Here is a 22,638-nt window from a genome sequence, read left to right on the forward strand (position 1 = left end):
TAAGTTTCGACGGCTGTTTTTTACCTATCTTCCGCCATGTCCGCTTCCGCTTCTACCCGAGTTTTGCACCGCAACCTGCCGATGTTGTTGCTGCGCGCCAGAGAAAAAATGATGGAGCGTTTCCGCCCATTGATTACCGCGCACGGACTGACCGAACAGCAATGGCGTGTGATTCGCGCGCTCAATGAGCACGGCCCGATGGAGCCGCGCCACATCTCCGATATCTGCACGATTTCGAGCCCGAGCATGGCCGGGGTGCTCGCGCGCATGGAGAGCATGGAACTGGTGACGAAGGAGCGTTTCGCGGAGGACCAGCGCCGCGTGCTGGTGTCGCTCACCGATACGAGCGTGGATCTGGTGCGCGTGATCTCGAAGGATCTCGAGGCGCACTATCGCGAACTGGAGCGCAAGGTGGGGCCGGAAATCGTCGAGCGCGTGTATCGCGCGGTCGATGACCTGCTTGCGGGGCTTGAAGAAGAGGACGAGTGAAGTAACGCGTTAGTTGTTGGTGTCAGGCGACGAGCCGCGCTCACCAACCCTGAAAACGCCGCCACTCGACGCTATCGCCATCCGCCGAAACCGCGTGATATTCGGGGAACTGCGCACCGGTCGCGCATGCATGATTCGGCAGAATGCGCAGCTTCATGCCGATCGGAAAGCGCTGTGCAATGTCGTCGACCTGCGCGCCTTCTTCCGTTGACGACAGGATCCCATGCTCCTGATTGGCGCCGCTCACCACATATCCGCCAAGCGGTGTTCCGTTCAGCAGGCAGGGCTGGCCGTAGCCGAAATCGTGCGGCTGCTTCGAGGTGCCGCGATCGCGGCTCATGGCCATCCAGCCCGCGTCGAGAATAGCCCAGCCTTTATCCGCCTGATGGCCGATCACGGTGGCGAGCACGCTGAGCGCGATATCTTCAAGCGCGCACACGCCGACGTTGTGCATGACCAGATCGAAGAAAACGTAGACGCCCGCTCGCACTTCGGTCACGCCATCCAGTTGCTCGGCGGCGAGGGCCGTGGGGGTCGAACCGACACTCACGGCCGGGCACGGAATGCCCGCGTCGCGCAGCCGCTGCGCCGCGCGCACGCAGCCCGCGCGTTCCTGCTCCGCCAGCGCGGCGAGCGCCTCCGGCGTATGAAGCTCGTAGCTCGAACCCGCGTGGGTCATCACACCGCCCACCGTGACGCCGTTCTCATGCAGGATCCGGCCGACTTCGAGCAGCGTGTCCTGCTCCGGCGTAATACCGGAGCGGTGACCGTCCGTGTCCACCTCGATCCACACATCGAAGGTCTCACCGTGCTGATCCGCAAAGGCGGCGATGGCCGCGGCGGCGGTGGGATTGTCCACCACCAGTTTCAGATCGCAACCCTGGCGGCGCAACGCCAGCGCTCGCGGCAGTTTTGAAGGGGCGATGCTGACCGCGTAGAGGATATCGCTGACGCCGGCCGCAAAGAAGGCCTCTGCCTCTTTGAGGGTCGAGACCGTAATGCCACGCGCCCCGGCGGCGATCTGCGCGCGGACCACGTCGATGCATTTGGTGGTCTTGACGTGCGGACGGAATGCCACACCCAGCGTGTTCATATGAGCCTGCATCCGCGCAATGTTCTTCTGCATCCGGGGGATGTCGATCAGCGCGGCAGGGGTGTCGATGTGGTCGAATTTCATGCTTTCACCGGGGGAATAGCGTGGTTCTGGGCTGACCCGAAACGGCTGAGCCACGGGACCAGCGCGTCGAGCGTCGGCGCCTCCACTTCGGGCGGCTGGGCGCCCGTCACCAGCGGCAGGCCCACACGGTTGTGCCAGTAGGTACGCAAACCGACCGCGGCCGTGCCGAACATGTCGTAGCTGGAGCCGGCCACGAAGGCGGCCTCATGGGCGCCTACGCCGAGTTTGCCGAGTGCGAGCCGGTAAGGCAACGGGTCCGGCTTGTACATACCGGCTTCTTCAGCGGTCACGATTGCGTCCCACTGAATTGGGAAAAGTTTGGCAGCTTGTGTGCCGAGGTGGATCGAGCAGTTGGTGACGACGGCCAATTTGCAATGCGGGCTGAGCGCCTGCAATGTGTCGAGGGCACCGCGCCAGGGCCTAAGCTTTAACCAGTCGGCTTCGAGCGCGAGCGGTGCGGATTCCGGCAGTCCCACTTCGACGGCTGCCGTGCGCACCAATTGTTCGTACGCAATATATTGGCCGCAGCCGTAGGTCAGGCGCAAATACGCCGCACGCCACGCACGGCCCGCCGCTTCGGAGCCCGCGGCGTGATTCCATGATGTCCATGAGTCGAGCAGTGCGGTCAGGAGGTCGAAGAGGACGGCCTTGGGGTAGGCGGCTGAGGGCGATAGGGAAGTCATGATGTAACCGGCGAGGAACGGTGAGCCGATTATAAAGTTTCGCCATTCGCGTGGCGTTCGGCTGAGCTAACTCTTAAATTCAGTTTGAGTGAATGTGCCGATTTTGACGTGGTCCACCACATTTCGATTTTTATCTTCTCCATGGTGGCAACGGTCTGAATCTGCCCTGCAAGTACTGCATGAAATGCCGCGTACGGGCCGGCAATCCGGCTCGCTGATGCGTGAGCGCGATCACGTTCGCGTCCGGCGCCTTCCAGCCTTGCAGCAGGCGCACGAGCCTTCCCTGCGCGATGTCGTCGGCCACGTCCCATTCGGAGCGCAGGATCACGCCGCGGCCTTCGCAAGCCCATTGGCGGATCACGTCACCGTCGTTGCAACTCAAATGTGGAGCAACGCGCACGCTGCGGCGCATACGGCCCTTGCTGAACTGCCAAAGCGAGACATCCTCGTTGTTTTCGCGCAGCACGATGCACGGCAGCTTGCTCAATTCTTCCGGCGACTCCGGCTGGCCAAGATGCTTGAGCAGCGCCGGCGCGGCGCATACGAAGCGCGCATTCGGTGCAATTGCGTAACCGACCAGATTCGATACCGGCAACTCGCCGATATGCACGACGATGTCGAAGCGGTCCATCGTCTCGGTCAAGGGCTGGTCGGACAGCGTGAGCGCTACGTCGATATCCGGGTTCTGCTGCTGGAAGTCAGCGATCGCCGGCGCCAGATGGCGCCGGCCGAATCCCAGCGGCGCATTGATTTTCAGGGTGCCAGTCAAACCGCCCCGGCGGGTCTGCAAGTCTTCGAACAGCGAGTCGAACTGCTGGACCAGTTCGGCGCCGCGCTCGCAGAGAAGCGTGCCTTCCTCGGTGAACTGCAAGCGCCGCGCCGTGCGGTTCACCAGTTGCGTGCCCAACTTCTTTTCGAGTTGCTGCAGACGCTGGGTCACCGCCGAGGGCGACAGTGCCAGTTTTCGCGCCGCGGCGATCAGGCTGCCACTTTCGCGGATGGTCAGCAGAAACCGGATATCGGCCGAGTCGTTCATGGCGGCAACTTGTGAGTTCGGAAGTCTGGCAGCTTAAAGCGTTTGACTGCGCTGTTCCAGTGCGGCGGGATGAACCGGCTACGGGCGCCCAGACGTCGCGCACCAATGAACGCGAGACGGCATCGCAAGGTAAACTGCTACGTTCGTAACGAAGCCGGCAGTTCGATCCGCTAAAGTGTGCGCTTGAGCCAGGTGGGACGAGCAATACCCGCCATCTATCGAATCGTTTTCGCTTCCATTTGAAGAGAAGTCCAATGCCGTTGTCACATGGACCGTCGGGTGGTGCTTCAAGCGCCGCCAGCGGATTGACCAGCATGTCGAATGATCCCGCCTGCCGGCCAACTGGGAGCTCGCAACAAAGTGCCCTGAAACAGGGGATATTTTTGCACACGGGCTGGCGCAGCGCGGGAACGTGGGTCTGGTCGCGCCTGCGCGCACTCGATTCCGTGACCGGATTCTATGAACCGTTCAGCAATGTACTTGCCGATCTGAGCCTCGCCGACGTTTCCGCGTCCCGTCCTACGCTGACCTCCGGCCATCCCCCGCTCGCGGCGCCGTATTTCGAAGAGTACCGGCCGTTTCTGCAAGAGGGTGCGCGCGGTGTGGCCGGATACAGGAAGCGCTTCGGCACCGACCGGTTCTCACCCGCACCCGACGCGGAATTTCCCGCGTTGCAGGCCTATTTGACCAATCTGTGCGAGCACACCGCCGGGCAAGGCCGCGTGCCCGTCCTCAAGTTTTGCCGTTCTTCAGGCCGGCTGCCCTGGCTCAAGCGCGCATTCCCGCAAGCCATGCATGCGGCTGTGCTGCGAAATCCCGCATCGCAGTTTGCGTCGGGGTGGCTGCTCAATCAGCAATGGAGCAATCCGTTCTTCGTGGCGGCGCCGTTTCGCGTGCTGGGTCTGAATCAGTCGGAGCCCCTGGTCAGGCAGGCTATCGAAATCTGCGGCGTGAGCTTGCCGCCTGCCGTGCCGGCTTCGGATGACGCTTACGCCATCACATGCGAGCACTATGCGCGCACGGCGGAGGGCAACAACGCGTATCGGGCGTTCCTCGCGCTGTGGATTCTCTGTGCGTTGCGCATGGCGGACGGCGTCGATTTGACGATCGACGTCGACCGGCTGGGAGCGTCGCGCGACTATGCAGCCGGCTTGCGCGCCGGGTTCCTGGCGCAAAGCGGCTTGTTGCCCGACTTCAGCGGCGCGCGCGATCTGGTCGAGGAAACGCGTCGCAGCGCAGCGCGCATGGCTGGGATCGACGGCCGGTCAATGCGGGCAGTTCACTCCGCGGCGCTGAAATTCCTCAAGACGCAGGGCGCAGCGGACGCCGCCTTTACCGAACTCATCCGCGAGAAGATGGTGCTGGCCAACGAATTGACCGAGCAATGGCGCTGAAGGGGCAATAAGAACGCGGCAATACGGATCGTCGCGCTCCTGCGCGCGGCATGATGTCGGTTGCCGGCAGCCAACGCCTATAACGGGCCGCCGGGAGCGCCACCCGCAAGCCGGGCCGATCACTGCCGGCGCCAAAGCCGCCCCTATTGCGGCGACTTCCTCAACCAATACAGTTCCCGCGCGAAAAACAATACAGTGAGGCGCGGTTTTATTGTGCTGTATCGGGAATATGACCGGCACCGTCGATACAGTTTGCGGATCGACTCTAGCGGTCTATCCCGAACACGAGGTATCGAAATGAATGCAGTGAACGAACAAGCGAACTTGTCGGTGCAGCAGTTGGGCCATTACATTGGCGGCGCGCCGGTTGCATCGGCGAGCGGCCGTTTCAAGGACGTGTTCAATCCCGCTACGGGTCAGGTGACGGGCTCGGTTGCCCTGGCATCGGTCGAGGAAGTGGACGCCGCGGTCAAGGCCGCCAAGGCCGCCTTTCCCGCCTGGAGCGAGACCGCGCCGCTCAAGCGCGCCCGCATTCTGTTCAAGTTCAAGGAACTGCTGAACCGGAATCACGACGAACTCGCCATGCTGATCACACGCGAGCACGGCAAGGTGTTCACGGACGCACAAGGCGAAGTGGTGCGCGGCATCGAGGTCGTCGAGTTCGCCTGCGGCATTCCGAATCTGCTGAAGACCGACTTCACCGACCAGATCGGCGGCGGCATCGACAACTGGAATCTGCGTCAGGCGCTGGGCGTCGTGGCGGGGATCACACCGTTCAACTTCCCGGTCATGGTGCCGATGTGGATGTTCCCGGTTGCGCTGGCGTGTGGCAACACGTTCGTGCTGAAGCCGTCGGAGCGTGACCCGTCGGCGTCGTTGCGCATTGCCGAACTGCTGAAAGAAGCCGGTCTGCCCGACGGCGTGTTCAACGTCGTGAACGGCGACAAGGTGGCGGTGGACGCGCTGATCGAACACCCGGACGTCGCGGCGCTGTCGTTTGTCGGGTCCACGCCGATTGCCGAATACATCTATACGGAAGCGTCGAAGCGCGGCAAGCGTGTGCAGGCGCTCGGCGGCGCGAAGAATCATCTGGTGGTGATGCCGGATGCCGACCTGGACCAGGCTGTCGACGCCCTCATCGGCGCTGCTTACGGTTCGGCTGGCGAGCGCTGCATGGCGATCTCAGTCGCGGTGGCGGTGGGCAATGTCGCCGACGAACTGATCGAGCGTCTGGTGCCGCGCGTGAAATCGCTGGTGATCAAGAACGGCGAAAACCTCGACGCGGAAATGGGTCCGTTGGTTACCGCCGAACATAAGGCCAAGGTGGCTGGCTATATCGACTCGGGTGTGGCGGAAGGCGCGAAACTGATCGTCGATGGCCGTGCGCATCCGATCGTGAACGAAGCCGGGTTCTTCATCGGCGGTACGCTGTTCGACCAGGTCGGTACGGAAATGAAGATCTATAAAGAAGAGATCTTCGGCCCGGTGCTGGCGGTGGTGCGCGTGCCCGATTTCGCGAGCGCGGTCGAGTTGATCAACGCGCACGAATTCGGCAACGGCGTGTCGCTCTTCACGTCGGATGGCGGCGTGGCGCGCGCGTTCGGCCGGCAGATTCAGGTGGGCATGGTCGGCATCAATGTACCGATTCCGGTGCCGATGGCATGGCACTCGTTCGGCGGCTGGAAGCGTTCGCTGTTCGGCGATCACCATGCGTATGGCGAAGAGGGCGTGCGTTTCTACACGCGCTACAAGAGCATCATGCAGCGCTGGCCGGATAGCATCGCGAAGGGTGCCGAATTCACGATGCCGGTCGCGAAGTAAGCAGCAACGTAGCCCTTAAATACGCTCTAAACGCCAGCGGACGAATCTTCTTCCGCTTCGCTCAGCACGGCAGTCTGCACCGCAGTTGCCGGGCTGACGTAAGGCGGCGCCTGGCGTGGGTCGTCGATGCTATAGCGCAACCGGCCCGCGTCGACAAACACGCGCAACTGACGATACTTCACCAGATAGATCAAGCCGACGAGCGCCGCGGCGAAGCCCGATGCCGCGCCGACGCCGAGCGCCCAACGCGGGCCGAAGCGATCCGCGACCCAACCCACCACCGGCGCGCCGAGTGGCGTGCCGCCTAGCGCGATGGCCAGCAGGATCGCGATGACCCGGCCACGCATGGCCGGCTCGGTGGAGATTTGCACGAGGCTGTTCGTTGATGTGTTGAACGTCTGTGTCGCCACGCCAACCACGACGAGTGCCAGGCCGAACAATACGTAGTTCGGCATTAGCGCGGCGACCGTGCAGCCCACGCCAAAAACCGCCGCTGCGCCGAGCAGCAGGGCCATGCGAGGTTTCGCTCTGCGTGCGGCGAGCAGCGCGCCCGTCACCGAGCCGATCGCCATGGTCGAGCTCAGCACGCCGTATTGACTTGCGCCCGCATGAAAGGCGGTGACCGACATAGTCGAGATGAAGATCGGGAAGTTCAGCCCGAACGTACCGATCAGAAACATCATCAACAGCGCGGCTTTCAGATCGGGACGGGTCCACACATACTTGAAGCCTTCCACGAAGCTGCCGCGCGCGCGTGTCGCACGTGGTTTCAAATTCAGTTCGCTGATGCGCAGCATGCGCAGCGAGCCGAGCACGGCGACGAACGAGAGCCCGTTGATCAGAAACACCCAGCCGGTGCCCACCGAGGCGATCAACAGCCCCGCGACGGCGGGGCCGATCATGCGTGCCGCGTTGAACGAGGTGGAGTTCAGCGCGACCGCGTTCGACAGATCGGCTTCTCTCACCAGATCGGAGACAAAGGTCTGACGCGCCGGTGAATCGAACGCGGTGACACAGCCGAGCAGGCCCGCGAATACATAGACCTGCCATAGCTGCACGAGGCCGGTCACGGTAAGGAGCCCCAGGCATAACGCCAGTGTGCCCATTGCCGCCTGGGTGGCGAACAGCAGCTTGCGGCGGTCGAAATGATCGGCCGCATAGCCGGTGAGGGGCAGCAGGAGCATTTGCGGCCCGAACTGCAGCGACATCACAATGCCCACGGACGTTGCATTGTGATGCGTGAGTTCCGTGAGCACCAGCCAGTCCTGCGCCGTGCGCTGCATCCATGTGCCGATGTTGGAGACGATCGCGCCGCTGGCCCAGACCCGGTAGTTGAACGTGCGCAGCGAACGGAATGTGCTGCTCACCGGAACCTCTCCGTGTGGACGATCTGCACCGTGCGGCGGTTAAAACGAGTCTTCATGCGCGCGTTTTTTCGAGCAGGTCGAGAACGTCTTGCGTGGTGCCGGTTTCGCCGAGGCGCGGGAAGATTCGCGCGATGCTGTTGGTATGGGCGTCGAGGTTCATGTCCGTCATTGCGTCGACTGCGAACGTGACGTTAAAGCCGAGTTCGTGTGCGAAACGCGCGGTGGACTCGACGCCGATACTGGTTGCCACGCCGACCAGCACCACTTGCGTGACGCCTTGCTGGCGCAGATAGGCATCGAGGTCGGTGTTCGTGAACGCGCCCCAGGTGCGCTTGCTCACCAGATGATCGGACGGCTGCTGATTCAGTTCGGGCAAGAGGTCCGCAAAGCCGACGGGGAAATCGCCGGTGTGACGCGACTGCTCCGCGCGGCCCGGCGCGCCGGCCGTGACGTTGACGAGCACCACGGGCAGACCGTGACGGCGGAATGCATCGGCCAGGTCAGCGGAACGTTTGACGATCTCGCCGGTGGGGTGAGCGGTGGGCAGCGCAACAATGCCGCGCTGCAAATCGATGACGACCAATGCGGTCTTTGCGTCGAGCGTGGTGAGAGCCATGGTGGTTTCCTGAACGTTACGAATCGATGAGGCGTTTGAGCAAATCGACGCCGATCGCGAGCTGTTTCTGTTCGGCTGCGGAGAAGCGGGTCTGGATCGTACGGAATAGCCAGTCTTCGCGTGCCGCGCGGCTGGCTTTGACCTTCTTGCGAAAGGCGGGCGTGAGGGACAGAACGGTTTGCCGCCCGTCGTTCGGATCGGGCGCGCCGCTCACGAGTCCGGCTGCTTTCAAAACTGAAAGCGTCTCGCCCATGGATTGCGGACGCATGCCCTGAATGCGCGCGAGCGTAGTGACCGTTGCGGGACCTTCGCGCTCCAGCAGGAGGAGAACCTGCACCTGAGACGGCGTGAAATCGCCCACATGCGCTTCTTCGCGCAACCGGCGGCGCAACTTGCCGACGAGGACGCGCAGGTCCTCTGCCGTTGCATGCAGGGCGTTGGGATCGGAAGGGGGCCGCGTGGGCTGAGTGTCGTTGCTGGACATACCGGCAGATGTGAAGGTTACCTTCGTAGGTTACCTTCGCATCTGCCGGGAGTCAAGTTGACGGAATGGGCAGCGGAATGCGAGGCGGGCCACGCATTCCGTGTTTGGCTTGACTGATCCAGGTGAAGCGAGGCTCGCGGTGGTGTGCCGCTTAGAACTTGTGGCGAAGTGCTACGCGCGCTACGACCTGATTCTGCGTCGACGAGGGAGACTGTGTACCGGGGATGAATGCGTCGTCGAGAATGGAGTTGGTCGAGCTGCCTGCGACCTTCTGATACTCGCCTTGAACGTAGACGTCCGTGCGTTTGGACAGGTTGTAGTCCGCCATTAGTCCGACGGAGTGGATTTTGGGCTTCACGCTGCCTGTCGAGGCGTCGTATGTCTCCATCGTGTAGACGTACTGCGCGCCGACAAAGAATGCGGGCGTGATCTGGTATTTGCCGTTCACTTCGAAGTTCTGGTATTTCAGCGTATTTAGCTGGACGCCGTTCGCGGCGAGCGGGATGCCGATATAGCCGTTGCCGGTGGGGTCTTTGTAATTCGAGTTGGTGTACGCGAAGCCGACGGTTGCCGAGCCGAACGTGTAGTTGATACCGCCGCCGAACACGCGCATGCGGCCCGCGATGAAGCTTGCGTCGTTCGCGGTGATGGCACCGTTCGAACCGACGCCGGGGTTATTCGCTTGCAAATAGGCTGCGGCGACCAGCAGGCCACCGTTTGCGTATTGGGCGCCGAAGCTGTACTGACGGTTGTTGGCGAAATTCGTATCGTTGCTGAAGCTATAGGTACCGCCGAACTGGAACCCTGAGATTTCCGGGCTGGCGTATTTGATGGTGTTATCGACACGGAACGAGTTATCCGTGTTGTCGTTGTCGTACGGGTGGGCGAACAGATAGCCTGCCCAATTGCCGTTGGCGGTGGTTTGCGCGAGATAGTCGACTACTGAATCGTATTGACGGCCTAGGGTAACGGTACCGAAGCGGTCGCTGGTGAGGCCTACGTAGGCTTGCCGGCCGAACATGCGGCCGCCTTGATTGAGCCGACCGGAGTTCAGGTCGAAGCCGTTTTCGAGTTGAAAGATTGCTTTGAGACCACCGCCGAGATCTTCCGAGCCTTTCATGCCCCAGCGGCTGCCTTGTGCGTAGCCGCTTGCGAGTTCCACGACGCTACCGTGCCCGACGTTATTTGTGTAGTCGATACCTTCGTCGATGACCCCATAGAGCGTGACGCTGCTTTGTGCAAAAACGGGGGAAGCGGCGGCACTGGCCAGGGCGATAGCGAGGATTTTCTTCTTCATAAGATCTCCATGATGTTTTGGATGTATTGGCAGGTAGCCTGCGCATGATTTTCCGGCCAATACTTTTTGCAAAGCGAGGAATTCTGATGGCATCAATCGGAAACGCCGATGGAGTGTTATCTGGAAGAAGCGGCAACCGAATCACGGAACGTCCGCGATGCGAATCATGCGAGTGGGAGGGGAGGGTGAACGCTGCGCGAAGCGAGACCAGGCAAGTCAAAACAAACGAGTAGAGGCGAGAACCGACCAGAAGCGCCCAGACGAAACAAGCCGAGATAAGGAAGGGAGACAAACGGTTTTAGAAGTGCGCGTCGGCGCGCGCAGCGCCGCCGGAAGTATGACGCCCTTGTCACTCACGCGGAATGTGCGAAAACACGGATTCCAGATGCACCACTAGCCCCTCCGAGCCAGGGGACCCGCTTAAAAATTAGCGGTTTGAGCCGCTTTCTTTTGCCTACTTTTCTTTGCGGCAGGCAAAGAAAAGTAGGTGCCGCCCCGCACAGGGGCAACGCCAATAGACCACTAACAAGTCAAGAAAAGGCCAACATCAAAATCAACCAGACAGCAAAACCTAAGCAGCAACCGCCACAACCCTACTCCCCCGCCCCTCCACCATCTCCTCAATCAACCCTGCCAGCACATCCACCGCCGGATCCCGGCAAACCGACGCCCGATGCAACTCAAGATCCGCCGAAGGCATAGCCGGCATCCCATCCTCAACCCCCAGCACCCGCCAGTGATCCGGCAGCGTACGCCGATCGATGATCGTAACAGCCACCCCATGATTAACAGCGACCCTGATCCCGGTAGGACTCTGACTCGTATAAACAACCTGATACTCCCGATCAAGCGCGGCGAGCGCTTCAAGCCCCCGTTGCCGATAACAGCAGGTTTCAGGAAACAGGGCAAGCGGCACCGGCGCCCCAGGTTTCAGAACAAAATCCTGATGCGCGGCCCACACGACTTCCTGACGTCCAAGATGCCGCCCACTGGTCTGCGACCCGTGCCGCACCACTAAAGCCAGATCCAGCTCCCCAGCCTGCAACCGCTCGAGCAACTCAAGCGACATACGGCAATGAATATGCGGCCGCGCGCCCGGCCGCAGCGCATAGAATTTTCTGAGCAACTCGGGCAACCACAGTTCTGCATAATCCTCAGGCAGGCCAAACCGGATCACGCCATCGCTACTACTGCGGTTCAATGCGGCGATCGCCTCGTTCTGCACCTGAATAATCCGCCGCGCGTGAATCAAAAAATTCTCGCCATCGCGCGACAACGCCAGCCGTCGGCTGTTACGCAGAAACATGTGCGTTTCCAGCCGGTCCTCCAGCGTGCGGATCCGCAAGCTGATGGTCGATTGAGTGCGGTGCAGCAATTTCGACGCCGCGGTGAAGCCGCCGCTATCGACGACGGCCACGAATGCCCGCACCAGCTCGGGATCCAGAGAACTCAGTTTGGACCAATCGGGTCCGCTGATGGAAGCCATCGGAATTACTCGCTTTCCAAAGAAATTTGGCGATCAAAACATAGGGGTGTTAGTGGGGTGATTGTTGTCGAAAACACCCCCGTTACAAATCAGTCCGAACCCCTATCCGGAGTCTCGCCTTGTCACGCCGTTTTCCTCTTGCCGATGCTGACTGCAACGATTTGAGCGACACCGTCACCCGCGACGTGATTCTGGTCCACGCAATTGTGCACCGCAACTATGTCGCTCAGGCGATGGAGCGCTTCACTGCCGCTGTCCGTGTGAAGCGGGCATCTGGAAAAACGCGGAATTCTCGCGTACCGTCCTGGGCGGCGACGGTCCCGCAACAGCGGCGCAAAACACTGTCGGCAAGCTCGCCGAAGAACGCATGCATTCGATATGGAGAACGTACGCGCCGGCACGAACTTCCACAAGTCCGTCTCCAGGGCCTGGAAGATTCCCGGTCCGCACCCAACGTGCCGCTTTTTCACGCTCGCGCAGCGTGTCGGCATGATCGGTGAATACCCGTACGTCGTCGATCGCGAGGACAACGACGCCACGGGTTATGACGGCGTGATCGAGCCCGGCACGACGCAGTGCATCAAAAGCGATATCGGTCATGAAGGTGGAGGTGAAGGCGTCAAGCTGGACGAGCAGGTGTCTGTACGCGATGACAGCGGCGTGGAACGGCTGTCCGACTATCCGTCCGGGAAGCGCCTGCTCGCTTGAGCGCACGGCGTGTCCTCACCGGCATGTGAGGAAGAGGGGCGGCCTCTCGCGCATGCCGATTCAATACAATTCAACGCTTCAAGGGTGATCGATAATGCAATTGAGACAACTTCGGGTGGTACTGTGCGCCGCCGCCATGGCCTTGACCGGCGCTTCCGCGCACGCGGCGGATAGCTGGTGTGCGCAGGGCAAGACGGTGCATTTCGCGGGCATTACGTGGGAAAGCGGCTCGTTCGCAACCGAGGTGCTAAGGCAGATCCTGGAGAAGGGTTACGGTTGCAAGACGGATGTCGTGCCCGGCAGCACGGCGGCCACTGAAACCGCGCTTGCGCACAACGACGTGCAGGTGTGGGCGGAGCAGTGGACCGGGCGCAGCGAGATCACCGCGAAGGCCGTGGCCTCGGGCACCGTCAAGCTGGTCGGCGATACCTTGCCGGGTGGCACGAAGGAGGGCTGGTTCGTACCGGAATATGTCGTGAAGGGCGATCCCACGCGCGGTATCAAGCCGGTCGCAGCGGGCCTCGTTTCGGTGACCGACCTGCCCAAGTACAAGAGCGTATTCGCCGATGACGAGGAACCGGACAAGGGCCGCTTTCTCAACTGCCCGACGGGTTGGGATTGCGAACGGGTCAATACACGTTTGCTGAAGGTGCTGAAGCTCGATGCGAGCTACACCAACTTCCACCCGGGCACGGGCGCCGCGCTCGACGCCGCGATCGCTTCCGCGTACCAGCGCGGCGCGCCGATCGTGTTCTATTACTGGGGCCCGGCCGCGCTGATGGCCAAGTACAAGTTTGTCGAACTGAAGATGCCTGCGTATAACGACGCTTGCTGGAAGACGTTGCGCGACGAAAGCAGTACCTCGCAATGCGCCTCCTCGTACATGGTCTCGCATGTCACCGTAGGCGTCTCCACGCCGTTTTACGAAGCCGACCCGCAACTCATGACGATGCTCGGCAAGGTCAAGTTCCCGATGGACTTCCTGAGCAGCACGATCCTCGAAATGAGCACGAAGAAAGTCGACGGCTCTGCCATGGCCACGCAATTCCTGCGCACGCATCCGGAGATGTGGAAGCAATGGGTGCCTGCCGACGTCGCGTCGAAAGTGCAGGCCTCACTTGCTGGCGCCTGACAGTCGGTAACGTCAGGCGGATTTCGACGGCACGAGGTCTTGCGGCTTCGTGCCGGACAGCAGGTGTCGTAGCGCCTGCTGTCCACTTGTAGTGGAGGATGGTTTATGCATTCGTTTTTTCTGCATCTTTCGATTGCCGATTGGGTGAACGATGCCGTGCAATCGTTCGTGACCCGCTACGGCGACAGCTTCCACCAGTTCAGCATCGTGCTCCTGCGCTATGTGCTCGTGCCGCTCGAAGGTGGGCTGCGCGCCGTGCCGCCCTGGCTGATCCTGCTTGCGGTCGGCGCGGTGACGTGGAATGCGACGCGACGCCTGAGCGTTGCCGGCTTCTTCATGCTGCTGCTCTATGCGATCGGCTGCTTCGGCCTGTGGGAAAAGCTGATGCAGACCCTCGCGTTGATGCTGGTGGCCACCGTGCTGTCGGTCTCGCTCGGCGTGCCGCTCGGCATTCTCACCTCGCGCAGTGCATGGCTGCGGCGCGTCCTCCTGCCGACGCTCGACGTCATGCAAACGCTGCCGAGCTTCGTCTATCTGATTCCGGTGTTGATGCTGTTCGGCCTCGGCAAGGTGCCGGCGATCCTCGCCACGATCATCTATGCGCTGCCGCCGCTGATTCGCCTGACCGATCTCGGCATCCGTCATGTGGATAGCGAGGTGGTCGAAGCGGCGCGCGCCTTCGGCACGACGCGCTGGCAGTTGCTGGTGAACGTGCAGATGCCGCTCGCGCGGCCCAGCATCATGGCCGGCATCAACCAGACCACGATGATGGCGCTCTCGATGGTGGTGATCGCCTCGATGATCGGTTCGCGCGGGCTTGGCGAAGATGTGCTGGCCGGCATTCAGACACTCGATGTGGGCAAGGGAACCCAGGCGGGTATCGCCATCGTGATCCTCGCGATCGTGATCGACCGCATCAGTCAGGGCTATGGCCAGGACCGCCGCACGCGACGCCTGATTGCGCAGCGCAGAAAGGCGAAAGCGGCTTCGCGTATTCCTTATCGTGCGAGCAGCACGAATACGGAAGAAACATCGTCGGCTGAAGACGGGCTTGAAACCCGCACCGCAAGGTAACAGGAAAACGAGGAGACAGACATGGCAGCGATTGAAGTCAACCACGTGTACAAGCTTTTCGGGCCGCCGACCAGCCATGCGCGCGTGCTCGACCTGTTGAGAAGCGGCAAAGGCAAGGCCGATGTGCTCGCCCAGACCGGCTGCAATGTCGGTCTGAACGACGTCAGCCTGCATATCGGCGCGGGCGAAATCTTCGTGATCATGGGATTGTCCGGCTCAGGAAAGTCGACCCTGGTGCGCCATTTCAACCGGCTGATCGAGCCGACGGCCGGCGAGATCGTGATCGACGGTTCGGACGTCATCAAGCTCGGCGCACAAGGTCTGCGTGATCTGCGCCGCTACAAGGTCAGCATGGTGTTCCAGAATTTCGGGCTGCTGCCGCATCAGACCGTGCTCGACAATACGGCGTACGCGCTGAGGGTGCGTGGCGAAAGCAAGGCGGAGGCTAATGAGAAAGCCCGGGTCTGGCTTGGCAAGGTGGGCCTGAACGGTTACGACGAACACTATCCGGACGAGCTATCCGGCGGCATGCGCCAGCGGGTCGGGCTGGCCCGTGCGCTTGCGGCGGATACGGACGTGCTGCTGATGGACGAAGCATTCTCCGCGCTCGATCCGTTGATTCGCACCGAGATGCAGGACCAGTTGCTGCAACTGCAGGCTACCCTGAAGAAGACGATCGTGTTCATCACGCACGATCTCGACGAAGCGCTGCGGATCGGCAACCGCATCGCGATTTTGCGCGACGGCAAACTCGTGCAGGAGGGAACGCCCAACGAGATTCTGACGCGCCCCGCGGACGACTATGTGAGGCGCTTTGTCGAGCGCCGCTCGGATCGCGGTTCGGCCGGCGTGGCCCAGGATTGATTAACCCGCTTCGCAAGCCTCGCGCACCATGCCGAAATGTTGCGCGAGTCCTTCCCAGCCGAGCGCCGTAACGGTTAGCGACCGCGTGGTGGGCGACTTGCGCATCCAGCCCCACGCAATGAAGGCGTCCATCAGACGGGCGCCTAACGGCCCCGCGACGTGATATTGCCGCTCGGTCCAGTCAAGACATTGACGGGCATGGCCCACCCGCTCGAACCCCGGATCGCCCATCTCGATGCCGAGTTGCCGCAGCCACTCGCAGCCATGCGTGGTAAGTGCCTATTCGCGCTCGCCGGCCTCGACGATCAAGCCCCGCGTGAGCATGCTTTGCGTCACCGCGACACCGATCTGACCCGCCAGGTGATCGTAGCAGCAGCGCGCGAAACGCAGCGCCTGGGCCGGCCGGCTCGGCGTAGTGCGCCAGGCCGGGGTCACCGGCCCGACTGACGCGAGGCTTTCAAGCAGGTGCGAAACGTGCGGCCCGGCGAGCCGGTAATAGCGATACCGGCCTTTGCTTTCCACGCTCAGCAAGCCGCCGTCGAGCAGTTTGGCGAGGTGCGAGCTGGCGGTCTGCGCCGTGACGCCCGCCGCTTGCGCAAGCGCGCTGGCCGACAGGGCGCGGCCGTCGGCGAGCGTGATCAGCATCACCGAACGAACCGGCTCGGCGATCAGGTGCGCCACGCTCGCAATATTGTGCTGGCCCATTTATTTGCACCGTCCTTCATTGACGCGCGTTTGATGCCTGTTGGCAGGTGAAAAATCGCTCGTTTGTTCTCACTGACACTTCGATACAGCCCGAAGCATTCTCTGTGCAGGCCGCCTTATAGTCAACGGCGAACCGGTAACCAGAGGCTGGACTCTTGAACACTGAACGTGAATATCAGAAACGGGTATTGATCGCGACGAGCCTCAGCTACGTCATTGTCATACTGGACACATCGATCGTAAACGTTGCGCTGGAGCCCATTGCGGCCAGTCTGGGCTCGGATATCAGTGGCCTGCAATGGGTGGTCAACGCCTATACGCTGACCTTTGCGAGCTTGCTGCTGAGCGGTGGCGCACTCGGCGACCGGATCGGGGCCAAGACCGTTTATCTCGGCGGATTGCTGATTTTCGCCTGCGCGTCGGCGTTATGCGGATTGGCGCCGGATCTGCGGATTCTGGTTGCCGCGCGGATCGCGCAGGGCGTCGGCGCGGCGTGCCTGGTTCCGTGTTCGCTGACCCTGATCAATCATGCTTTTCCGGTCGCGCGGCAGCGGGCCAGCGCGATCGGCGTGTGGGCCGGATGCGGCGGCATCGCGATGGCGGCGGGACCGCTCGCCGGTGGCCTGCTGATTCATCTGCTGGGCTGGCGAAGCATTTTTCTGGTGAATGTGCCGATCGCCTTGATCGGCGCCTGGCTGACTACGCGCGTCGATTCGATCCGTCCGGCCGCGTCGGACAGGTCGATCGATGTGGCCGGTCAGATGCTCGCGATCGTGGCGCTTGGCGCGTCGGTCGCCGTATTGATCGAGGGCGCGAAGTTCGGGTGGCACGCGGGCGCGATACGTGCGGGCGCCGTGGTTGCGCTCGTCGCATGGATCGCATTCGTGATGGTCGAGACAAAACGCAAACAGCCGATGCTGCCTTTACACTTCTTTCGGAGTCCGGTGTTTTCCGCATCCGCCTTTGCCTCGCTGATTTCCGGCCTGGTATTCTACGGCTTGTTTTTTCTGCTGAGCCTGTATTTCCAGTCGGCTCGCGGGTGGTCGCCGTTGCAAACCGGCCTGGCATTTCTGCCGTTGACCGTGATGGTGGCGATCGGCAGCTTCGCATCCGGTGCATTGAACAGGGCATATGGCGCGCACCGGCTCGTTTGCGGCGGCTTCCTGCTCTATGCGCTGGGGTTTGCCGGGCTCGCCGCGCTCGCGGACGATGCGCCGTATTGGCGGATAGCGCTGTGCTTTCCTGCTGTCGGCTTCGGCGCGGGGGTGATTACGCCGGCGGCCACCGCCGCGTTGATGACGGCGGTGGACAAGGCGCGTGCCGGCGTCGCGGCGGGCGTGCTCAATGCGAGCCGGCAGACAGGGGCCGCATTTGGGGTCGCGATCTTTGGGGCATTGATGAGCGCGATCCAGCCGCTCGACGCCGGGATTCGCGTGGCGGTCCATCTGGCGATCGGCTTGTCGCTTCTGGCCGCGCTGGTTTGGGGTGTCGCTTTGGCGGTGGCGGCGCGTTACGAACGAGGGGCAACGTAGCTTGCACTGTCAGGCCCCTCCCGCTCGCCGGACGCGTGCGGCAGCGCGCCCGGCGCATGACCGGTTACAGAGCGTTGATCGACACGTCGCGCAGAGGCAACGCAGGTGCGCGTTGTCCACCTGATGGCACGACCTTGATGTTCAGCGTTGCGCTCGCTCCCGCTGCGTTCGAAAACACGCCCAACTCCTTGCGCAGGGGTACAGAGAAAGTCGCGTCGTTCGACATTTTCATGCCGTGCATCATGGGGCCGAAAAACGCAATCGTACCGGCATAGTACGGACTGTCCGCATCCACCTGCGTGACGCCTTCCGGGGCGTTGATCAGAACGTCGAACTCTCGGGGGGCTGACGCGCCGTCAGGGCGGGGCAGCGTAATGCTGGCGACCAGTGATGTCTGCCCGGCCTCGCCGCCCAACCCCTGAATCAAGGGCGCAGGCACCACGACGGATGCACCCGACGCATTAATCGTAGCTTGGAGCGGTGAAATCTTGCCGACGTTAGAAACGTGTCGCTCTTCGACGCATTTTTCGCCGAATCCGGGCTGGTAGTCATAGCTGAAAGCCGTCGCGTCGAAGTAGTCTCCGGCATTGCCAGAAATGTATTGGCCGCTGCTGTTCACGTAGAACAGGAATGGCTCGTTAGCGAGTGTCTGCAGGTCAGGACCCGTAGGAAGATAGGGTTGTCCTAACGCTATCTGCTTGCGTGTCCATACGTCCCATAACCGATCCATGTTGGCGTGATGCAGATAGAAGATGGGATCTAGTGGAGACAGAAAGTTAGTCATGTTGCCGTAAGGACCGGGGTCGATCGCCCCGACCCCGCCGATACAGTTATGCACCTTGTTGTGCGGCATTGCTTCAAGGATCGAGAATTGTGTGGCCGCTGTCGGTGCCATGACGTGCGAAGCGGTCTTCGAGCTAGTGAAGCTGAGGGTAATGTTCGGGCTATTGAAGGATGCCGGCCGCAAACCCGCATTGACGATAAACGGTGACACACCGTAAGCCGTCTTCTTGTCGAGCCCGCGATTGAAGCGCGACAGGTAGCGTGCACCGCTCGTGACCGCGTACGCAGCGTTGCCGGGTACGACCGCATGCGCACTTTCGCTGAAGCCTGTTACGTCGTCCCAAAGCAGGTCGAAAGTAGCATAGCCGCGCGCGTTCAGTTGCGCGCGCTGAGCGCTATTCAGACCATTCCAGTAGGCTTGAAGCGCGGGCTTGATGAACGAGGTGAAGCGGGCAACGTTGCCGGTGTACGGTTCGTATGCGCGATCTGTCGGGGTGAGTACGCCATTGAACATGTCCTCGGGAATCCCGGGTTGCTGTGTCCAGTCCCAATAGGGCATGGCGAAATCTGGATCGTTGCTCAATGCGCGGATCGTCTGTTCGAAATAGCCGACGTAGCCGCGGTGCCACACGAAAAACCACCAGTTGCCATGCGGACAGTCCATCAAATGGGTGAATGCGTTGCGAAACCAGTTTTGCGGATGTTCGGCGGGGAGTCGAAGCATCGCAGCGATTCCTTTTGCGTAGCTGCGCAACATCCGTTGTCCTGACCGGCTTGACACGTTGTAGCGCCGATATCTGGCCGATCTGTTGGCGTTATCTTGTGAAAACGCAACCTGTGTGCCCAGCGAAAACATTGATGAACCAACGGCTGTTGCAGCCGTTTTTAGGAAGTGCCGACGAGAGTGCAGTTTCATGATTTCTAATCCTAAATAAAATAATGGATTAATTGACTCGCTGATTTTGGGTAAAGTGTGCGTGGCGGTGATTAGTTCGGCATGGTTCGTCTGCCAAGGCGTTTGTGTATCGTATATCGAATGTTGGTGAATTCAATCAGCTTTAGAAGAAATTTTTGTTTTATTGAGATAATTCGTATTCCTATATATATGGTATGGTTGTTGATGGATCAATTTTTATTGATATAAATCGGATCGGGCGATGACACTCGAAAGCGTGATTTTGCTTACCGATGGCGACGCGTCTGGCGCGCAAACCCCAAGTTGGCACCATCGAAAGGACGCCACTGGCACTACACGGGTGTTCGAAATGCTGCGACGATACCGGCCCTTTCCTGAAGATGTCGTCGTGCGCGGAACGCAGCAATCGATTTGACCTTCGATTCTCCGTTTTTTTGCGAACACACGACTCATGAATGTTGCCGATACCCCTTCCATACTGGGATGTCTGGCCCTGGTGACCCTGGTGGCGGGCATGGCAAAAGGTCTGACCGGATTCGGCGGCGCGCTCGTCATGGCGCCGTTGTTCGGGCTCCTGATTCCCGCGCCGGAAGCCGGCGTGCTGATCGTCCTCATCCATTTTGCGACCTCGCTGCAAGGCGTGCGTAGCTGGGCGAGCGCAGTGCGCTGGCGCACGGTGATTCCACTCGCGCTGGTCGCGATGGCTTGCACCGCAGTCACGACCTTGTGGATGGCGAGCGAGAACGCGGTGGCGCTTCGCCGGCTCGTCGCGCTCGCCGTCCTTGCCTCCACGGCGATGCACATGCGGGGCTGGCGCTGGCTTCACGATAGCGGCTGGCGGCCGACCTTCACGGCAGGCGCCATGAGCGGCGCGCTGACCGCGCTGGGCGGTATCGGCGGTCCGCCGGCCGTCTACTACCTCAACGGCGTCGGCCAGGGTGCGGCGTTGCGCGCCAATCTCCTCGCGTATTTTGCGGTGCTCTACGTGGGGGTGGTGGCCCTTCTCGTGGCCGAGCATCAGGTTCACACGCCCGAGCTCGGTTCCCTGGTACTGCTCGTGCCGGTGTTCGTGCTCGGCGTCGCCGTGGGGGAACGCCTCGGCCGGCGCGTGCCCGTGCGCCGGGTCGAACATGTCGTGAGCGCTTTGCTGCTGTGTTCCGGGCTGGTTGCCCTGGTCGCGTAAAAGCGGGTAAAAATAACCTGCGAACAGCCGGTGCGACGTTCGCGCGAGCGGGTGCAATGTCCGCTCAGGGTCCCGCATGTGGACCAGGCGATTTGTTATCGCTGGTACTAGTCAGGTGCATTTTCGGCCACCGATACTCAATTCATCTGCTATGGCCTTCGTGCCACATCCGCTCGCCGCGGACCCCCGCCACCCGGGTTGGTCCCTCAATGGCGGGCGGATTCAGCAGAGACGATTTCATCGGTCACGAAAAGCAGACGGAGACTTCATGCTCAAGTTCTTGATTGGGATCGGCATCCCCTATATCGGCGTGATCGGCCTGCTGCCCTGGGTCGCTTCTGTCGATCGATTCGTGCTGGGCGTGCCCTTCATCTATGCGTGGATTTTCGCGTGGTTTATCCTGACGTCGCTCTGCCTGCAGGTGTGCTGGCGTCTGTTCGATCGCCGCGCGGACGATGCAAATCCGCAAACCCACTGACGCTGAAGGAGAGTCCGGATGTCCACCGTTGTCTTTCTGGGTTTGATTCTCTTCTCGCTGTATCTGGCGATACGGTCCAAAAAAGGGCGCGGCGCGCAAAGCGTTCATGACTTCTTTGTCGCGTCCCGTCAGTTCGGCGCGTATCTGGTCTTTTTCCTCGCCGCGGGCGAAATCTACAGTATTGGCACGATGGTCGGCTTTCCGGGCGGCATCTATGCCAAGGGGCCCACTTATGGAGTCTGGTTCCTGGGATACATCCTGCTGGCGTATCCCGTCGGCTATTTCATCGGACCAAAAATCTGGGAGGCCGGCAAGCGCTATAACGCCATTACGCTGCCCGATCTGTTCAAAGGCCACTACGGCAGCCGCGCGCTGGAACTGATTGTCGCCGGATCGGCAATCCTGTTCCTGCTGCCGTGGGGCGAGTTGCAATTCACGGGGCTCGTGGCCGCGTTCAAGGGCCTCGGCTGGAATTTCCACCCGCTCTATCTGATTCTGATCTCCGCGGCGCTGGCGTTCACCTATATCGCCATTTCGGGCGTGCGGGCGTCGGCGTACATTGCGATCCTGAAAGACGTGCTGATGGTCGTGGCGATTGTGATCACCGGGCTCGCGGTCGCGTGGGAGTCGGGTGTCACGGAAGTTTTTCACGCCGCGAGCCTGCACGTCAGCAACAGCATGAACACCAGTCAACTGACGTTTTCGATGAGCACCATGCTGTTCCAGTCGTTAGGGTTCTACGTGATGCCGTTCGCGGTGCAGGTTTTCTTCACGGCCACCAGTCCGAACACGATCCGGCGCACCCAGGTGGCCATGCCGCTGTACATGTTGATGTATCCGTTCCTGGTGATTGCTTCGTACTATGCGATCAGTCAGAACCTGCACCTCGCGTCGCCGAATGAAGCGTTCTTTGCAGCGGCGATCCGGCTGCTGCCGGGCTGGCTGCTGGGCCTGGTCGCGGCCGGCGCCTCGCTATCCGGTCTGTTGGTGCTGACGGGAATCTGTCTCGCCATTGGCCCGATCGTGACGCGCAATCTGTTGCCGAAGATGCCCGAGAGCAAGCAGAAAGCCACCGCTAAAACGGTGATCGTTATCTACCTGGTGGTCTCGATCGTGATGACCCTGCTGACGCCGAACCTGATGCTCACGTTGATCAATACCGCGTACTACGGCGTGACCCAGTTTTTCCCGGGCGTGATGGTCATTCTGTTTTCGCTTCGCGTCAAACCGGCCGCCGTCGCAACAGGTATTCTGACCGGCCAGATACTCGCGATCATCCTCTACATGCTGCATGCCGATCTCGGGGGATTCAACCTGGGCTTGCTGTGTCTCGTGATCAATATCGCGGTGACCGCCGTGTTGAATCACGGTTGGAAGCGCAAACCGGTTCATGCGCTGTCCTGAGCGTTCGGC

At 61.2% G+C, this 22,638-nt stretch carries 22 protein-coding genes; 11 read left to right on the plus strand and 11 right to left on the minus strand.

Annotated features, from left to right (window positions below; translation table 11 throughout):
* The first annotated feature begins 81 nt into the window (after window positions 1-81).
* Window positions 82-489, plus strand: a complete 408-nt coding sequence (hpaR, locus tag KHO23_RS24995; RefSeq protein WP_169488206.1) for a homoprotocatechuate degradation operon regulator HpaR — start codon at window positions 82-84, stop codon at window positions 487-489.
* 40 nt (window positions 490-529) lie between these two features.
* Here the strand turns inward: hpaR and KHO23_RS25000 are convergent, their stop codons facing one another.
* The 3 genes from KHO23_RS25000 to KHO23_RS25010 all read right to left on the minus strand — a co-directional run bounded on the left by KHO23_RS25000 (window position 530) and on the right by KHO23_RS25010 (window position 3,385).
* Complete coding sequence (locus KHO23_RS25000; protein WP_211614096.1) at window positions 530-1,666, minus strand: DSD1 family PLP-dependent enzyme; 1,137 nt, start codon at window positions 1,664-1,666, stop codon at window positions 530-532.
* Window positions 1,663-2,349, minus strand: coding sequence for an HAD family hydrolase (locus KHO23_RS25005; protein WP_211614098.1), 687 nt, complete (start codon window positions 2,347-2,349; stop codon window positions 1,663-1,665). The genes KHO23_RS25000 and KHO23_RS25005 overlap by 4 nt, the downstream gene beginning before the upstream one ends.
* 130 nt (window positions 2,350-2,479) lie before the next feature.
* On the minus strand, window positions 2,480-3,385 hold the full coding sequence (locus KHO23_RS25010) for a LysR family transcriptional regulator (RefSeq protein ID WP_211614100.1): 906 nt from the start codon (window positions 3,383-3,385) through the stop codon (window positions 2,480-2,482).
* A gap of 314 nt (window positions 3,386-3,699) precedes the next feature.
* Here KHO23_RS25010 and KHO23_RS25015 point away from each other — a divergent pair, with 314 nt between their 5' ends.
* Entirely contained in the window at window positions 3,700-4,779 is a 1,080-nt protein-coding gene (locus KHO23_RS25015; RefSeq protein ID WP_211614102.1) for a hypothetical protein, read from the plus strand.
* A gap of 297 nt (window positions 4,780-5,076) precedes the next feature.
* Window positions 5,077-6,600, plus strand: a complete 1,524-nt coding sequence (locus KHO23_RS25020) for a CoA-acylating methylmalonate-semialdehyde dehydrogenase (protein WP_211614104.1) — start codon at window positions 5,077-5,079, stop codon at window positions 6,598-6,600.
* A 26-nt stretch (window positions 6,601-6,626) separates the two neighbouring features.
* Here the strand turns inward: KHO23_RS25020 and KHO23_RS25025 are convergent, their stop codons facing one another.
* From KHO23_RS25025 to KHO23_RS25045, 5 genes are all read right to left on the minus strand, one after another.
* Window positions 6,627-7,967, minus strand: coding sequence for an MFS transporter (locus tag KHO23_RS25025; protein ID WP_211614105.1), 1,341 nt, complete (start codon window positions 7,965-7,967; stop codon window positions 6,627-6,629).
* Window positions 7,968-8,019: 52 nt separating this feature from the next.
* The gene (locus KHO23_RS25030; protein WP_211614106.1) at window positions 8,020-8,583 is read right to left on the minus strand and encodes an isochorismatase family protein; all 564 of its coding nucleotides are present in this window, start codon (window positions 8,581-8,583) and stop codon (window positions 8,020-8,022) included.
* 16 nt (window positions 8,584-8,599) lie between these two features.
* Window positions 8,600-9,067 (minus strand): MarR family winged helix-turn-helix transcriptional regulator, encoded by a 468-nt coding sequence (locus KHO23_RS25035; RefSeq protein WP_211614107.1) that lies wholly within the window; start codon window positions 9,065-9,067, stop codon window positions 8,600-8,602.
* Window positions 9,068-9,218: 151 nt separating this feature from the next.
* Window positions 9,219-10,364, minus strand: a complete 1,146-nt coding sequence (locus KHO23_RS25040; RefSeq protein WP_211614108.1) for a porin — start codon at window positions 10,362-10,364, stop codon at window positions 9,219-9,221.
* Between the two features lie 571 nt (window positions 10,365-10,935).
* Window positions 10,936-11,850, minus strand: coding sequence for a LysR substrate-binding domain-containing protein (locus KHO23_RS25045; protein ID WP_211614109.1), 915 nt, complete (start codon window positions 11,848-11,850; stop codon window positions 10,936-10,938).
* A 378-nt stretch (window positions 11,851-12,228) separates the two neighbouring features.
* Here KHO23_RS25045 and KHO23_RS25050 point away from each other — a divergent pair, with 378 nt between their 5' ends.
* The 4 genes from KHO23_RS25050 (at window position 12,229) to KHO23_RS25065 (ending at window position 15,628) form a co-directional block, all read left to right on the plus strand.
* On the plus strand, window positions 12,229-12,558 hold the full coding sequence (locus tag KHO23_RS25050; RefSeq protein ID WP_211614110.1) for a hypothetical protein: 330 nt from the start codon (window positions 12,229-12,231) through the stop codon (window positions 12,556-12,558).
* Between the two features lie 94 nt (window positions 12,559-12,652).
* Complete coding sequence (locus tag KHO23_RS25055) at window positions 12,653-13,690, plus strand: ABC transporter substrate-binding protein (RefSeq protein WP_211614112.1); 1,038 nt, start codon at window positions 12,653-12,655, stop codon at window positions 13,688-13,690.
* A gap of 105 nt (window positions 13,691-13,795) precedes the next feature.
* Complete coding sequence (locus tag KHO23_RS25060) at window positions 13,796-14,764, plus strand: ABC transporter permease (protein WP_211614114.1); 969 nt, start codon at window positions 13,796-13,798, stop codon at window positions 14,762-14,764.
* A 21-nt stretch (window positions 14,765-14,785) separates the two neighbouring features.
* Window positions 14,786-15,628 carry a quaternary amine ABC transporter ATP-binding protein gene (locus tag KHO23_RS25065; RefSeq protein ID WP_211614116.1) on the plus strand — a complete coding sequence of 281 codons (843 nt, stop codon included), beginning with the start codon at window positions 14,786-14,788 and terminating at the stop codon, window positions 15,626-15,628.
* Here KHO23_RS25065 and KHO23_RS35170 read toward each other — a convergent pair whose 3' ends face one another.
* On the minus strand, window positions 15,629-15,859 hold the full coding sequence (locus tag KHO23_RS35170; protein WP_236066987.1) for an ArsR family transcriptional regulator: 231 nt from the start codon (window positions 15,857-15,859) through the stop codon (window positions 15,629-15,631).
* 48 nt (window positions 15,860-15,907) lie between these two features.
* Window positions 15,908-16,333, minus strand: coding sequence for an ArsR/SmtB family transcription factor (locus KHO23_RS35175; protein ID WP_236066988.1), 426 nt, complete (start codon window positions 16,331-16,333; stop codon window positions 15,908-15,910).
* Window positions 16,334-16,488: 155 nt separating this feature from the next.
* Between KHO23_RS35175 and KHO23_RS25075 the strand changes: the two genes are divergently transcribed.
* Complete coding sequence (locus KHO23_RS25075; RefSeq protein ID WP_211614118.1) at window positions 16,489-17,865, plus strand: MFS transporter; 1,377 nt, start codon at window positions 16,489-16,491, stop codon at window positions 17,863-17,865.
* Window positions 17,866-17,929: 64 nt separating this feature from the next.
* Here KHO23_RS25075 and KHO23_RS25080 read toward each other — a convergent pair whose 3' ends face one another.
* Window positions 17,930-19,564 (minus strand): tyrosinase family protein, encoded by a 1,635-nt coding sequence (locus tag KHO23_RS25080; protein WP_211614120.1) that lies wholly within the window; start codon window positions 19,562-19,564, stop codon window positions 17,930-17,932.
* 451 nt (window positions 19,565-20,015) lie between these two features.
* Here KHO23_RS25080 and KHO23_RS25085 point away from each other — a divergent pair, with 451 nt between their 5' ends.
* From KHO23_RS25085 to KHO23_RS25095, 3 genes are all read left to right on the plus strand, one after another.
* Window positions 20,016-20,747 (plus strand): sulfite exporter TauE/SafE family protein, encoded by a 732-nt coding sequence (locus KHO23_RS25085; protein WP_268963927.1) that lies wholly within the window; start codon window positions 20,016-20,018, stop codon window positions 20,745-20,747.
* 268 nt (window positions 20,748-21,015) lie between these two features.
* Window positions 21,016-21,225 carry a DUF3311 domain-containing protein gene (locus KHO23_RS25090; protein ID WP_120295681.1) on the plus strand — a complete coding sequence of 70 codons (210 nt, stop codon included), beginning with the start codon at window positions 21,016-21,018 and terminating at the stop codon, window positions 21,223-21,225.
* 18 nt (window positions 21,226-21,243) lie between these two features.
* On the plus strand, window positions 21,244-22,629 hold the full coding sequence (locus KHO23_RS25095; RefSeq protein WP_211614124.1) for a sodium:solute symporter family protein: 1,386 nt from the start codon (window positions 21,244-21,246) through the stop codon (window positions 22,627-22,629).
* Window positions 22,630-22,638: the final 9 nt, after the last annotated feature.

Source organism: Paraburkholderia haematera, from assembly GCF_905220975.1.
Classification (GTDB): Bacteria; Pseudomonadota; Gammaproteobacteria; order Burkholderiales; family Burkholderiaceae; genus Paraburkholderia; species Paraburkholderia haematera.